The following is a 14,259-nucleotide window of genomic DNA, read 5'->3' as shown; positions in this document are numbered from 1 at the left end:
CCGGAGAGCCCCGGCAGGACGACGCCCAAACTGGATAACGGCAACCCTTTCAGATTGCCATTATCCATACTGTTAATCGTCAGGACGTTCGCGTAGCGGGAAGCGACGCCGTACCAGTACAAAGAAAATGGGCACGAAGACGATCGCCAGCACGGTAGCGGCGATCATACCGCCGATAACGCCGGTACCCACCGCATGCTGACTACCGGAACCGGCGCCACTGCTGGTAGCCATCGGCAGTACCCCGAATACAAAGGCCAGCGAGGTCATCAGAATTGGGCGCAGGCGCTGGCGGCAGGCCTCCAGAGTGGAAGCGATGAGCTCCTTGCCCGCAGCATTCATGTCGTTGGCGAACTCCACAATCAGAATGGCGTTCTTCGCCGACAGACCGATCACCGTTAACAGCCCCACCTGGAAGTAAACGTCATTTTCCAGCCCCCTCAGCCAGGTGGCGAGCAAAGCGCCGGCAACCCCCAGTGGCACCACCAGCATGACCGAGAAGGGTACCGACCAGCTCTCGTAGAGCGCCGCCAGGCACAGGAACACCACCAGCAACGAAAGAGCGTAGAGTGCCGGAGCCTGAGCGCCGGAAAGTCGTTCCTGGTAAGACATCCCTGTCCACTCCAGACCGAAACCGGTGGGCAATTTCTGTACCAGTTGCCCCATAATATCCATCGCCGTACCGGTGCTGACGCCAGGTGCCGCTTCACCGACAATCTCCAGCGCCGAGTAGCCGTTATAGCGCTCAAGACGCGGCGAGTCGGTGACCCAGCGCGAGGTGGCGAAGGCGGAAAAGGGCACCATAGTGCCGGCGTTGTTGCGTACGTACCACTTGTCGATATCACCCGGCAGCATCCGGTATGGCGCAGCGGACTGAACATAGACCTTCTTCACGCGGCCTCGGTCGATAAAGTCGTTCACATAGCTGGAGCCCCAGGCCGTTTGCAGCGTGTCGTTAATATCGTCCACTGCAATCCCCATGGCCTGTGCCTTGCGCTGATCGATATCCACCTGCAGTTGTGGGCTGTCGTCCAGTCCGTTGTGGCGTACCCGAGTCAGACGCGGATCCTGATCCGCCATTGCCAGCAGCTGGTCGCGGGCCTTCATAAGCGCATCATGTCCCAGCCCGGCGTGATCCTGAAGCTCCATATCAAAGCCGGTGGAGTTACCCAGACCGCTGATAGCTGGTGGGCTGCTGGCATAGACCCGTGCTTCTTTAATGTTGCGGAAGGCTTTGGTCGCCCGTTCGATAATGGCGAACGACGAGCCAGTTTGTGGATCCCGGTCATCCCAGTCGTTCAGGCGGATAAACATACGCGCGACGTTCTGACCGTTGCCGCCCGGCCCGGAACCAATGGTCGCGAAGACCGAGCGTACGTTGTTTTTTTCTTCGGTCAGGAAATATTTCTCGATCTTCTCGACCACCTTCAGGGTCTGCTGCTGGGTTGAACCCGGCGGCAGCTGTACCGAGGTGGTAAAGACGCCGCGGTCTTCATCAGGAAGGAACGAGGTGGGTAGCTGCATAAACAGCACCACCATACCGCCCAGAATCAGCAGGTAGAGCACCAGCCAGCGCAGGGTGCGCTGCAGAATCTTGCCGACGCCGGCTTCATAGCGCTGCGCGTAGCGGTTAAAGGTGCGGTTGAACCAGCCGAAGAAACCGCGACTGCCGTGATGTTCGCCTTTCTTTAGCGGTTTTAGCAGGGTAGCGCACAGCGCCGGGGTCAGAATCATCGCCACCAGCACGGAAAGAATCATTGAGGTGACTATCGTAATAGAGAACTGGCGGTAGATAGCCCCGGTAGTGCCGCCAAAGAAGGCCATTGGGATAAAGACCGCCGACAGAACCAGAGCGATGCCCACCAGCGCTCCCTGTATCTGCCCCATCGATTTACGGGTAGCGGCCCTGGGCGATAGTCCCTCTTCGCTCATGATTCGCTCGACGTTTTCCACCACCACGATAGCGTCATCCACCAGCAGGCCGATAGCCAGTACCATTGCGAACATGGTCAGGGTATTAATGCTGTAGCCGAAAGCATAAAGCACCGCGAAGGTGCCAAGCAGTACTACGGGAACGGCGATGGTGGGAATCAGCGTCGCCCGAAGATTTTGCAGGAACAGGTACATTACCGCAAACACCAGTACCACGGCTTCGATCAGCGTTTTCACCACGTCGTGAATCGAGGCCTGGACGAAAGAGGTGGTTTCAAAGGCGATACGGTACTCCAGCCCATGGGGGAAGTACTGAGAAAGTTGATTAAGCCGGGTCAGCGCCAGTTTCGCGGTTTCCATCTCGTTGGCCCCGGAAGCCAGCTTAATCCCCAGCCCCGAGGCCGCCATTCCGTTATAACGGCTCAAATAGTCATATTTTTCCGCACCCAGCTCCACTCTGGCGACATCTCCCAGCGTGACCAGCGAACCGTCCTGGTTAACCCTGAGCGTGATATTGCGGAACTGATCCGGGGTTTCCAGCATCGCCTGGGCGTTGATAGTAGCGTTCAGGGCTTGTTCATCGACGGCGGGCGTCGCGCCCAGCTGTCCTACCGCCACCTGACTGTTCTGGGAGCGGATGGCGCTGACCACGTCCTGGGTAGTGAGCTGATAGCTGTTGAGCTTGTCAGGGTTAAGCCAGATACGCATCGAGTACTGGGTGCCGTAGGCATCAACATCACCCACCCCGTTAACCCGGCTTAGCGGATCCTGGATATTACTGGCCACATAGTCGGCGATGTCCTGCTTATCCATACTGCCGTCGGTAGAGACGAAGGCGATCATCAGAATGTTGGTATCACCGGTTTTTCTGACGGTGACCCCCTGGCTTTGCACCGCCTGGGGCAGCTTGCGTAGGGCGGACTGAAGCTGATTCTGCACCTGTTGCACGGCTTCATCGGGATCGCTACCCGCCTGGAAGGTGAGGCGAATGGTGGCCTGCCCGGTGTTGCTGCTCTGGGAGGACATATACATCAGATTATCGAGTCCGGTCATGTTCTGTTCGATAACCTGAGTCACGGTGTTTTCCAGCGTCTTTGCCGACGCCCCCGGGTAGTTAGCGGTGATCCGTACGTTCGGGGGGGCGAGGTCGGGATACTGTTCAACCGGCAATGACAAAATCGCCATCGTTCCCGTCAGACAGAGCAGGATTGCGATAACCCAGGCAAAAATCGGGCGGTCGATAAAAAAATTCGCCATGTTAAAGAGAGCCTCAAAACAGCAATGGGCGGAAAAACAGCGTGGTTATCACTCTATCCTCTTCCCCGGGTTTAAACGTGGAGAAAATAAGGAGATATTGTAAATTAAGGCCGATATATGCAGGTGAATGTACCGACGGGGGTTATAGCCCCCGATTCTCCAGAAACAGCACCGTGGCGGCGACGCGCGAGCGTACGTTCAGCTTGCGCAGCAGGTTGCGAATATGCACTTTCACCGTCTCTTCTGAAATGTGCAGCGTTCCGGCAATCTGTTTATTAGACAGCCCGCGGGCGACCTCCTGTAAGACGTCAAGTTCGCGTTCGGTCAGCGTGGCGAACGGGGATTCCTGAGCGCCGAACGCGTCGCGATGATTAAGGTATTCCCGGATACGTTCGCTAAAAGCGCCGCCCCGGGTAGCGCCCGTGCGGATGGCTTCCAGCAGCGCGTCGGGATCGCTGTCTTTCAATAGATATCCGTCGGCGCCGGCGTCGATCATGGCGCTGATATCCCCCGGCGCGTCGCTTACGGTCAGGATAATCACTCGCGCGGTGATGCCATCGCGGCGCAGGGCATGCAGGGTGTCCAGCCCGCTCAGGCCCTTCATATTCAGATCCAGCAGGATGATATCCGGTGCGACGCGTTCCGCCAGGCTCACGGCCTCTGCGCCGCTGCTGGCTTCTCCTGCTACGCTGAATATGTCGTCGGTTTCCAGCAGCTGGCGGATACCGCGGCGCATTAACGGATGGTCATCGACAATTAAAACCCGATAGCGAATTTTCTCTGACATGTATTGCTCCCTGGAGGATACTCTCTTGTTATCATTATGGCCGGCGTTCGGCCTGTGCTGTGCTTTCGTCTGTCACACCTGGGAAGCTAACGCGTACGCGGGTACCTCCTTGCGGCAGACGGGAAATCGTCAGTTCGCCGCCGAGGCAGTCGGCGCGCTCCTGCATAATATTAAGTCCGTAATGGCCTTCTGGCTCTTCAAGGCTGGGAATTCCCCGACCGTCGTCAACAATATCGGCAATATAGCGGTTGGGGGCCGCGCTGTGACAGTACACCCGAATGTGGCGGGCGCTGGCGTGACGAATGGCATTAAGTACCGCCTCGCGGATAATCTGTAGCAGATGAACCTGGCGTGGGGCGTCCAGCGCCTGGTCCGCCAGGTTGCAGATAAGCTCAATCGTCGCTTCGCTGCGATCGCGCAGCGGAGCTATCATCTCCTGTAGCGCTTCTGGCAGGTTGGCCTGCTGAAGCGTCAGGCGGAAGGTTGAGAGCAGCTCGCGCAGCTGGCGGGTGGCATCGTCCAGTGCCTGGGTAAAATCGCTGATGATGGCTCCGGCGCGCAGGTTCTCTTCCGGCACCGCGCGGCGCAGCAGCGCTAACTGAATGCGCAGATAAGAGAGCACCTGAGCCAGAGAGTCGTGAAGCTCCCGGGCGATTGTGGCACGTTCTTCCATCAGCAGTAACTGCTGGTGCTGCTTTTGGGCCTGGAGTAGCCAGACTCCACGCCCCAGCATATTGGCGACGCTTTCCATCAGTTGCAGAGCGGGTTGCTTGTCCGGCGCCTGCCAGCGTAAATGGCCGATGGTTTGCTGCTGCTGGCGAATTGGCGTACTTTGCCAGGGGAGATCGTTACGGGCCTGCCCGACGTTGAGGCACCAGTAATCGCCTACCTGCATCTCCAGCGCGCAGATCGGTTCGTGACGCAGGACGATATGCAACGCGTTCTGAAAGTTTTGATTATCGGTCACGCTGATAGTCATGGCCTGGGAACAGCCGTACAGCACCTCCAGCTGGCGGTTGGCCTCTTGCAGGCTCAGGGTTTTTTCCTGAACGCTCTCTTCCAGCCGCCGCCACAGTTTGTGCAGTTCGCCGGACATGCGGGTAAAGCTGTGCGCCAGCCAGCCCAGTTCGTTAGGCAGGCTGCTGTCGAGGCGCGGGTGGTCGAAATCGCCGCGTTCGATGGATTCACTGGCGGATACCAGCGCATTCAGCGGCGCTACGACCTGACGGCGAATGCGACGCAGGGTGAAAAAGATCAGGGTGATAATCGCCAGAAAACCGGCGGCCGATACCGCAACCATCACCATCATTTTATGTTCGGCATGATGTTGCAGGGCCAGTACGAACAGGTCGATCTGGCTGACATAGTCGGCGATATTGGCCTGATACCACTGGCGATCGCCCTGCGCCAGGCGCAAATCCATCTGGCGCCAGTTATCATGCAGGGCGCGGTAGCGCTGGCTGACCTCCCGAGGGGTAAGGGGGCTTTCCAGCGCCCGAAGCACCGGCGCTTTCAGGGTTTGTGCATATTGCGTTCGGTGCTGCGCCAGCGCCCGGGGATCGCCCTGTAGGTCATAGCCCAGTCGGTAGCTCTGCATGCGCAGGGAACCGGCGATGTTGACCGCCTCCGCATCCCGCATACTGCTGGAGAGCGTGAACAGCGCAGCGCCGGTCGTCAGCAACGACAGCAGGACAATCGAAAAAAAAGCGCGCGCTAGGCTGGTCGAAACCGGGCGTCTTACCATGGTGGGTTATTCATTTACTCATTGTTTATGTGGGCGCAAGCTATATCAGAAATGGCGAATGACGCAAAGCGTTTATCGTTGAAATTTCGCACGCTGTAGCAGCAGAATGCTGCCGGACACGCACTGGTAAAAACTGAATAACGTTACGTTCACGATTCCAGGCGATACGCTCAAATTTTATTGCATCTGCACAACGTTATTTGATCCATCACAGATTCCTCCGCATCGTTCATTGTCTGTCGCGCTAAATATCCTTACTAATGGTGCCTTTAAATTCCGTGCAGATGGACAATGCCATGATGAATTCTTTCGTCCTTGCCAGCGCGCAGCGCTGCCTGGGATGCCGTGCCTGCGAAGTCGCCTGCGTAATGGCCCATAATCAGCAGCGTCATCCGCTGACGCCTCAGGGTTTTTTACCGCGGATCAGAGTGGTGAAAGAGGCGGGCGTGCGTAATGCGGTTAGCTGCCACCAGTGCGAGAGTGCCCCCTGCCTGAAAAGCTGTCCGGTAGCTATTATCTCCCGGCGTGATGGGGTGGTGCAGGTGGCGCAAAGCGGCTGTATCGGCTGTAAATCCTGCGAAATAGCCTGCCCTTTCGGCGTGATGCAGGTGGTAGTGGACGATGAAGCCCCGACGGTGCAGGCGCTTAAGTGCGATCTGTGCGAAGGGCGTAATGGTGGCCCGGCCTGCGTGGCGGAATGTCCGACCGGGCTATGGCGCTGATTACGCCGCAGTGGCTCAGCGGTCAGGGCAAAAGTCGCCGCCAGCGGGCGGCCAGTGAGAAAGGGCTGGCGCCGGCGGTGAACGTCACGGCTGCCCGACTTCTGGCGGCGGTAGCGCCACGCGTCGAACCCGCAAAACGCGCAGCCGAAGTGCGCCGCCGGGACAGCCGGGAGATAGTGCTGCCGTTTGAGGAGAACCAGGCGCAGGAGCAGGCCCGACGCTGTCTTAGCTGCGGCACTCACAGTATCTGCGAATGGACCTGCCCGCTGCATAATCCTGTTCCCCGCTGGCTGGAGCGAGCGCAACATCAGGGGGAACGGGCGGCGATAGAGCTACTGCATCTGACCAACTGTCTGCCAGAGGTGACCGGGCGGGTCTGCCCGCAGGATCGCCTGTGTGAAGGCGCCTGTACGCTGCGTGACGAAGGCGGAGCCGTCACCATCGGTAATCTGGAGCGTTACGTTGCTGACCGGGCGCTGGAGCAGGGCTGGCGTCCGGATCTCTCCGACGTTGTCGCCAGTGGTAAACGGGTCGCGGTCATCGGCGCTGGCCCGGCAGGGCTGGCCTGCGCCGATCGCCTGGCCCGGGCCGGGGTGGCGGTCACGGTGTTCGACAGGCATCCGGAGATTGGCGGCCTGCTGACCTTCGGCATTCCCGCCTTTAAGCTGGATAAAGCGCTGCTGGCGCGCAGGCGTGAGATTTTCAGCGCTATGGGTATCGGGTTCGAACTTAACTGCGAGGTCGGCCAGGATATCGCAATGTCCCGGTTGCTGGCGCAGTACGACGCGGTTTTCGTCGGTGTGGGTACCTATCGCGCCATGACGGCGGGCATCCCCAACGAGGACGCCGATGACGTTTGCGCCGCGCTGCCTTACCTTATCGGTTATACCCGGCGCGAAATGGGGCTGGAGGCGTCGTCCGCATGGCCGTTGCGCGATATGGCCGGTAAAAAGGTGGTGGTTCTGGGGGGCGGCGATACGGCGATGGACTGCGTGCGCACTGCGCTACGTCAGGGAGCGAAAGAGGTGATCTGCGCTTATCGGCGTGACGAAGCCAATATGCCGGGGTCGAAAAAAGAGGTGAAGCACGCCCGGGAAGAGGGGGCGAATTTTGAGTTCAACGTTCAGCCTCTGTCCTTTGAAACTAACGGCCAGGGGCAGTTAACCGGAGTTCGAATGCTGCGTACCCTGATGGGGGAGCCGGATGCTCAGGGACGCCGTCGTCCGCAGCCGATTCCCGGTTCAGAGTTTATCCTGGCTGCCGATGCCGCCATCGTCGCTTTTGGTTTTCACCCCCACGCGCTTCCCTGGCTTGAAGAGCTGGGGGTGAAGCTAACCCGGGACGGTCGTATCAAGGCTGGCGTTGCCGGGTCGTGTCCTTATCAGACCAGCCATCCGCAAATTTTCGCTGGCGGCGATGCGGTGCGTGGGGCCGATCTGGTGGTCACCGCGATGGCGGAAGGTCGGCATGCGGCCAGGGGAATCCTTGATTACCTGGGGGTAGATATTTCGTCCTTAAGGGGTAGAAAATCTTCTTAATTTCGCCCCTGAAAGGTCGGGCCTGACAGGGGCGTTTCCCGTTTTACGCGCTGCTTTTCAACAAACTCAACCTAACCTTGATCGCGCTACGTGTTTTACCCCTAAAGGGTGATGTAGTGGTAGCTGCGGCTCGCCTATGTTAACGCCTGAAAACAGGATCGACGCAACGCTGCGGCGGCACGAATTCTGAAGTAACAAAAGTAATTCTCTTTCTTCTGGGTGCAATGGAATGGCGATAACGCAACTCTCGCGACGTGGTCTGCTGACCGGCTGGCGCCGTTCAGCACAGGCTATTCGTCCGCCGTGGAGCGGCCGTGAAGCGGTCTTTATCGAGCGCTGCATACGCTGCGGTGCCTGCGCGACAGCCTGCGAAAGCGCCATTATCCGTTCCGGCACCGGCGGCTACCCCGATATCGATTTTCACAACGGTGAATGCACCTTCTGCTACGCCTGTGCGCAGGTCTGCCCGCAAGCGCTGTTTGCGCCCCGGGACAGCGTCCCCTGGTCACTGCGGGCGGTGGTCGGCGACGGTTGCCTGGCTCGCCAGCAGGTGGACTGCCGCAGCTGCGAAGACAGCTGCGAGCCGCAGGCGTTGCGCTTTACACCTTCCCGTAACGGTGTGGCGACATTGCAGATAGATGCGTCGCGCTGTACGGGATGTGGCGCCTGTGTGGCGGGCTGTCCGGTTTCGGCTCTGAAACTGAGGAGTTCTGATGAACAGTAACTGGCAGGTCTGTGGGCTGATGGTGCAAACCCGCCCGGAAAACGTTGCGGCGGTAATCAGCGCGCTGAATGCGCTACCGGGCAGCGAAGTGACCGCCAGCGATGCCGAAACCGGCAAGCTGGCAGTCGTCATGGAAGCGGCATCCAGCAGGGTGCTACTGAACAATATTGAGTCGGCACGTGAACTCGCAGGCGTGCTGGCGGTGTCGCTGGTTTACCACCAGCATGAGAGCTAAGGTGAGGTAACACCATGAAACTCAGTCGTCGTAGCTTTATGAAAGCTAACGCCGTCGCCGCGGCTGCGGCAGCAGCCGGTATCAGCGTCTCTCCGGTCGCCCGCGCGGCGGTCGGCAAGAGCGATGCCATAAAATGGGATAAGGCGCCGTGTCGCTTCTGCGGTACCGGCTGTGGCGTGCTGGTGGGCACCCAGAATGGCCGCGTGGTGGCCAGCCAGGGCGATCCGGATGCGCCGGTGAATCGCGGGCTGAACTGCATTAAGGGCTATTTCCTGCCCAAGATCATGTACGGCAAGGATCGTCTGACTAAGCCGCTGCTGCGCATGCGCAACGGCCAGTACCACAAGGAGGGGGAGTTCACCCCGATTAGCTGGGATCAGGCTTTCGACATCATGGCGGACAAATTCAAGGACGCCCTGAAAACGAAGGGGCCAGGCGCCGTTGGGATGTTTGGCTCTGGTCAGTGGACCATCTGGGAAGGCTACGCTGCGGCCAAACTGTTCAAGGCGGGGCTGCGCTCTAACAACATCGATCCGAACGCGCGTCACTGCATGGCGTCCGCGGTGGTGGGCTTTATGCGCACCTTCGGGATGGATGAGCCGATGGGCTGCTACGACGATATCGAACAGGCTGACGCTTTCGTGCTGTGGGGCTCGAACATGGCCGAGATGCACCCGATCCTCTGGTCGCGCATCACTAATCGCCGTTTGTCAGATACCGGTGTGGAAGTCGCGGTACTCTCCACCTTCCGTCACCGCAGCTTTGAGTTAGCGGATAACGGTATGGTTTTCACGCCTCAGAGCGACCTGGCGATCCTTAACTACATCGCCAACTACATCATCCAGAATAACGCGGTTAATGAGTCTTTCTTTAAGCAGCACGTGAATTTGCGGCGCGGCGTGACCGATATCGGCTATGGCCTGCGCCCCAACCACCCGCTGGAGAAAGCGGCGAAAAACGCCGGTTCCGATGCTTCCGAGCCGATGAGTTTCGAAGAATACAAAGCCTTTGTAGCCGAGTACACCCTGGAGAAGACCGCCGGGATGAGCGGCGTGCCGAAAGATCAGCTGGAGCGGCTGGCGAAGCTGTACGCCGATCCGAATAAGAAGGTGATCTCTTACTGGACCATGGGCTTTAACCAGCATACCCGCGGCGTCTGGGCCAATAACCTGTGCTACAACCTGCATCTGCTGACCGGCAAAATCTCCCAGCCGGGCTGTGGGCCTTTCTCGCTGACGGGGCAGCCTTCCGCCTGCGGCACCGCGCGTGAAGTTGGCACCTTCGCCCACCGCCTGCCTGCCGACATGGTAGTTACTAACGAGAAACATCGCGCCATCGCCGAACAGCTGTGGCAACTGCCTGGCGGCACTATCCCTGCGAAGGTGGGCTTGCACGCTGTGGCGCAGGACCGCGCGCTGAAGGACGGCACGCTCAATGCCTACTGGGTGATGTGTAACAACAATATGCAGGCTGGCCCGAATATCGATGAAGATCGTATGCCGGGCTGGCGCGATCCGCGTAATTTCGTGGTGGTTTCTGATCCTTACCCGACAGTGAGCGCTCTTGCCGCTGACCTGATTCTGCCTACCGCCATGTGGGTGGAAAAAGAGGGGGCTTACGGCAACGCCGAGCGTCGTACCCAGTTCTGGCGTCAGCAGGTACAGGCGCCGGGCGAAGCGAAGTCCGATCTCTGGCAGCTGGTGAATTTCGCCAAACGCTTTAAGACCGAAGAGGTGTGGAACGAAGAGCTGCTGGCTCAGAAGCCGGAGTACCGTGGCAAGACCCTGTACGAGGTGCTGTTTGCCTCGAAGACCGTGAGCCAGTACCCGTTGAGCGAGCTGGCGGAGGATCAGCTTAACGATGAATCCCGCGAGTGCGGTTTCTATCTGCAGAAGGGGCTGTTTGAAGAGTACGCCGCTTTTGGGCGCGGCCATGGCCACGATCTGGCGCCTTTTGACGACTATCACAAGGCGCGCGGTCTGCGTTGGCCGGTGGTGGACGGTAAGGAAACCCAGTGGCGCTACAGCGAAGGCCACGACCCCTATGTAAAAGCGGGCGAGGGCTACAAATTCTACGGTAAGCCGGACGGTAAAGCGGTTATCTTCGCGCTGCCTTTCGAACCGGCGGCGGAAGCGCCGGATAAAGAGTATGACCTGTGGCTCTCGACGGGGCGCGTGCTGGAACACTGGCATACCGGCAGTATGACCCGCCGGGTACCGGAGCTGCATCGTGCTTTCCCGGAGGCGGTGCTATTTATCCACCCGCTGGATGCCAAACAACGCGGCCTGCGCCGTGGCGATAAGGTGAAGGTGGTATCGCGTCGCGGCGAGGTGATTTCAATTGTCGAAACTCGCGGGCGTAACCGGCCGCCTCAGGGGCTGGTCTATATGCCGTTCTTCGACGCCGCCCAGCTGGTTAACAAGCTGACGCTGGATGCGACGGATCCGCTCTCTAAAGAGACGGATTTCAAGAAGTGCGCCGTGAAACTGGAGAAGGTCTGAGCCTGTGGCCCGAACGGACGTGCCTGGAGCTGCCCGTCGTCGCTTTTTGCGCGATGTGACGCGCGCCGCCTGCGGTGTGTCGGCTGTGTTTGTCCTGTTGGGTATGCGTACCGGGAGCAGCCGCGCCAGCGGCGTTCGGCTGCGGCCCCCCGGCGCGCTGCCTGAGCCGGCTTTTTCGCGGGCCTGCGTACGCTGTGGTCAGTGCGTACAGGCCTGCCCTTATCAGACCCTGAAACTGGCGACCCTGGCCTGCGGCGAAGCGGCGGGCACGCCGTATTTCGTGGCCCGGGAGGTTCCCTGCGAAATGTGCGAGGACATTCCTTGTGTTGCGGCTTGCCCCAGCGGAGCGCTGGACGGCGAATTGTTCTCTATTGATGCGGCGCGCATGGGGCTGGCGGTTCTGCTGGATCAGGAAAATTGCCTGAACTTCCAGGGGCTGCGCTGCGATGTCTGCTACCGGGTCTGTCCCGCCATTGATAAAGCGATCACCCTGGAGCCGGAACCCAACAGCCGCACCGGCAAACACGCTCGCTTCCTGCCAACGGTTCACAGCAGCGATTGTACCGGCTGCGGTAAGTGCGAACAGGCCTGCGTGCTGGAACAGGCGGCGATTAAGGTACTGCCGAGGGAGCTGGCGAAAGGTGAACCGGGACATCACTACCGCTTTAGCTGGCTGGAGGGCACCGATGGCGAATCGTAAGCAGGAAGCCGGGCGCGATGCGCTGGCGGTGAAAGGGTGGTGGCGTAGCTACCGCTGGCTGTTGCTGCGGCGTCTGTGTCAGGCGATGGTGCTGGCGCTGTTTCTGTGTGGAAGCCTGGGCGGTATCTGGATCTTACGTGGCAACTACAGCAGTAGCCTGCTGCTGGATACGGTGCCGTTCAGCGATCCGCTGATGGTGCTACAAAGCCTGGCGAGCGGTCATCTGCCTGCGCCCCTGGCCCTGAGTGGCGCGCTGATCGTCGCCGGATTCTACGCCCTGGCGGGCAGGCGTCTGTTCTGTAGCTGGGTCTGCCCGGTAAATCCGCTGACCGACCTGGCCGCCTGGCTGCGTCGGCGGTTGGGGATTACCGCGTCGGCATCGCTGCCGCGCTGGCTGCGTTATTTGATTCTGGCGCTGGTTCTGGTGGGGAGTTTGCTTACCGGTAGTCTGCTGTGGGAGTGGGTGAATCCGGTATCCATTGCCGGACGCGGCCTGATCTTTGGCTTTGGCGCCGGGATCTTACTGTTGATCGCTCTGTTTCTGTTTGATCTGCTGGTGGTTGAACACGGCTGGTGCGGCCACCTCTGCCCGTTGGGCGCCTTCTATGGTCTGACCGGCGGTGCTGGCGCACTGGGCGTGACCGCCATCGGGCGCGAGCGCTGCACCCGCTGTATGGACTGTTTTCACATTTGTCCGGAGCCGCAGGTATTACGGGCGCCGGTACTGGATAAGCAGAGCCCGGCCCTGATTACCGGCCGCGACTGCATGACCTGTGGGCGCTGCGTTGATGTCTGCGCCGAAGAGGTTTTCAAAATAACAATTCGATGGAGTTCGGGAGCAAAAGATGAATAGCCCTGTCCGTAAAAAAGGAGTACTGCGCGCCCTGGCGGCGGCGCTGATGTTAATGACGAGTGGCATGGTGCTGGCGGAGGGCTCTGTGGATCTGAGCCAGTCGCCGGAAGTATCGGCGACCCCGGAAGGAACGATTCGCATGCCCAAACAGCAGGAACGCATGGCGCTGAACTATGTCAACCAGCCGCCGATGATTCCGCACAGCGTGGACGGCTACCAGGTGACCACCAACACCAACCGCTGTTTGCAGTGCCACGGCGTGGAGCACTATCGCACCACCGGCGCGCCGCGAATCAGTCCCACCCACTTTATGGACAGCGACGGCAAAGTGCTTACAGGCGTCGCGCCGCGGCGTTACTTCTGCCTGCAGTGCCACGTACCGCAGACCGATGCGCCGCCGATTGTGGAAAACACCTTTACGCCTTCCCAGGGCTTTGGCAAATAGAGGCGAACTGATGGAACAACAGAAAAAACCGGGCGTGATTCGCCGTCTGTGGCACTGGTGGCGCCGGCCGAGTCGTCTGGCGTTGGGTACATTGCTGCTGATTGGCTTCGGCGCTGGCATTGTCTTCTGGGGGGGATTTAATACCAGCATGGAGATGGCCAATACCGAACAGTTTTGTATCAGCTGCCATGAGATGCGCAATACCGTCTATCAGGAGTACATGGAGACGGTGCACTACAACAACCGCAGCGGGGTACGCGCTACCTGTCCGGATTGCCACGTACCTCACGAGTGGGGGCCGAAGATGCTGCGTAAGATCAAGGCCAGCAAGGAGCTGTATGCCAAAATCTTCGGGATCATCGATACCCCGCAGAAGTTCGAGGAGCATCGCCTGACCATGGCTCAGAACGAGTGGCGGCGAATGCAGAACAATAATTCCCAGGAGTGCCGTAACTGCCATAACTTCGACTATATGGATTTTACCGCCCAGAAGACCGTGGCGGCGAAGATGCACGACCAGGCGGTGAAAGAGGGGCAGACCTGTATCGACTGCCATAAGGGGATCGCCCATAAGCTGCCGGAGATGCACGGAATTAAAAACGGCTTTTAATCGTTGCGCTCTTCCTTGTAAGCCGCCTGATTGGGCGGCTTTCTTTTGGTTCATCGTAAATTAGCGTGCCGCTTTTTTTCAGAAAAAATGGCAGAACATGATGATGCAGTGGGCTGTTCCGTTCATTGCCGGGAAACTCCCTCTCCCGTTTCGGGTGTACGGTCCGGGGACATAGTGAACACTTGTTCGGGGACATGGTAGACACTTACAA

The 14,259-nt window shown here is 59.3% G+C and carries 10 protein-coding genes and 1 pseudogene; 8 read left to right on the top strand and 3 right to left on the bottom strand.

Annotated features, from left to right (window positions below; all coding sequences use genetic code 11):
* Positions 1 to 72: 72 nt before the first annotated feature.
* The 3 genes from acrD to narQ all read right to left on the bottom strand — a co-directional run bounded on the left by acrD (position 73) and on the right by narQ (position 5,720).
* Positions 73 to 3,189 (bottom strand): multidrug efflux RND transporter permease AcrD, encoded by a 3,117-nt coding sequence (gene acrD / locus V3W49_RS12850; RefSeq protein ID WP_500145956.1) that lies wholly within the window; start codon positions 3,187 to 3,189, stop codon positions 73 to 75.
* 142 nt (positions 3,190 to 3,331) lie between these two features.
* Positions 3,332 to 3,976 (bottom strand): nitrate/nitrite response regulator protein NarP, encoded by a 645-nt coding sequence (gene narP / locus V3W49_RS12845; protein WP_500145954.1) that lies wholly within the window; start codon positions 3,974 to 3,976, stop codon positions 3,332 to 3,334.
* Between the two features lie 34 nt (positions 3,977 to 4,010).
* A complete protein-coding gene (gene narQ, locus V3W49_RS12840) occupies positions 4,011 to 5,720 on the bottom strand; it encodes a nitrate/nitrite two-component system sensor histidine kinase NarQ (protein ID WP_500145952.1) in 1,710 nt (569 codons plus the stop codon).
* A 299-nt stretch (positions 5,721 to 6,019) separates the two neighbouring features.
* Here narQ and aegA point away from each other — a divergent pair.
* The 8 genes and pseudogenes from aegA to napC all read left to right on the top strand — a co-directional run bounded on the left by aegA (position 6,020) and on the right by napC (position 14,048).
* Positions 6,020 to 7,980: pseudogene (gene aegA, locus V3W49_RS12835) on the top strand (formate-dependent uric acid utilization protein AegA).
* Positions 7,981 to 8,215: 235 nt separating this feature from the next.
* Positions 8,216 to 8,704 carry a ferredoxin-type protein NapF gene (napF, locus tag V3W49_RS12830; RefSeq protein ID WP_500146062.1) on the top strand — a complete coding sequence of 163 codons (489 nt, stop codon included), beginning with the start codon at positions 8,216 to 8,218 and terminating at the stop codon, positions 8,702 to 8,704.
* Positions 8,694 to 8,939 (top strand): chaperone NapD, encoded by a 246-nt coding sequence (napD, locus tag V3W49_RS12825; protein ID WP_500145950.1) that lies wholly within the window; start codon positions 8,694 to 8,696, stop codon positions 8,937 to 8,939. The genes napF and napD overlap by 11 nt, the downstream gene beginning before the upstream one ends.
* Before the next feature lie 14 nt (positions 8,940 to 8,953).
* Complete coding sequence (gene napA / locus V3W49_RS12820) at positions 8,954 to 11,440, top strand: nitrate reductase catalytic subunit NapA (RefSeq protein ID WP_500145948.1); 2,487 nt, start codon at positions 8,954 to 8,956, stop codon at positions 11,438 to 11,440.
* A gap of 4 nt (positions 11,441 to 11,444) precedes the next feature.
* Positions 11,445 to 12,140: a ferredoxin-type protein NapG gene (gene napG / locus V3W49_RS12815; RefSeq protein WP_500145947.1), complete on the top strand. Its 696-nt coding sequence runs from the start codon at positions 11,445 to 11,447 to the stop codon at positions 12,138 to 12,140.
* The gene (gene napH / locus V3W49_RS12810) at positions 12,127 to 12,993 is read left to right on the top strand and encodes a quinol dehydrogenase ferredoxin subunit NapH (RefSeq protein ID WP_500145946.1); all 867 of its coding nucleotides are present in this window, start codon (positions 12,127 to 12,129) and stop codon (positions 12,991 to 12,993) included. Before napG ends, napH begins: the two co-directional genes overlap by 14 nt.
* Positions 12,986 to 13,438: a nitrate reductase cytochrome c-type subunit gene (napB, locus tag V3W49_RS12805; protein WP_500145944.1), complete on the top strand. Its 453-nt coding sequence runs from the start codon at positions 12,986 to 12,988 to the stop codon at positions 13,436 to 13,438. Before napH ends, napB begins: the two co-directional genes overlap by 8 nt.
* Before the next feature lie 7 nt (positions 13,439 to 13,445).
* Complete coding sequence (gene napC / locus V3W49_RS12800) at positions 13,446 to 14,048, top strand: cytochrome c-type protein NapC (RefSeq protein ID WP_500146061.1); 603 nt, start codon at positions 13,446 to 13,448, stop codon at positions 14,046 to 14,048.
* The last annotated feature ends 211 nt before the right edge of the window (positions 14,049 to 14,259 follow it).

It is taken from the genome of Rosenbergiella sp. YN46 (assembly GCF_036620675.1).
Taxonomy (GTDB): domain Bacteria; phylum Pseudomonadota; class Gammaproteobacteria; order Enterobacterales; family Enterobacteriaceae; genus Jejubacter.
The sequence above is the reverse complement of the archived record's forward strand: the minus strand, read 5'-3'. Positions and strand labels throughout refer to the sequence as shown.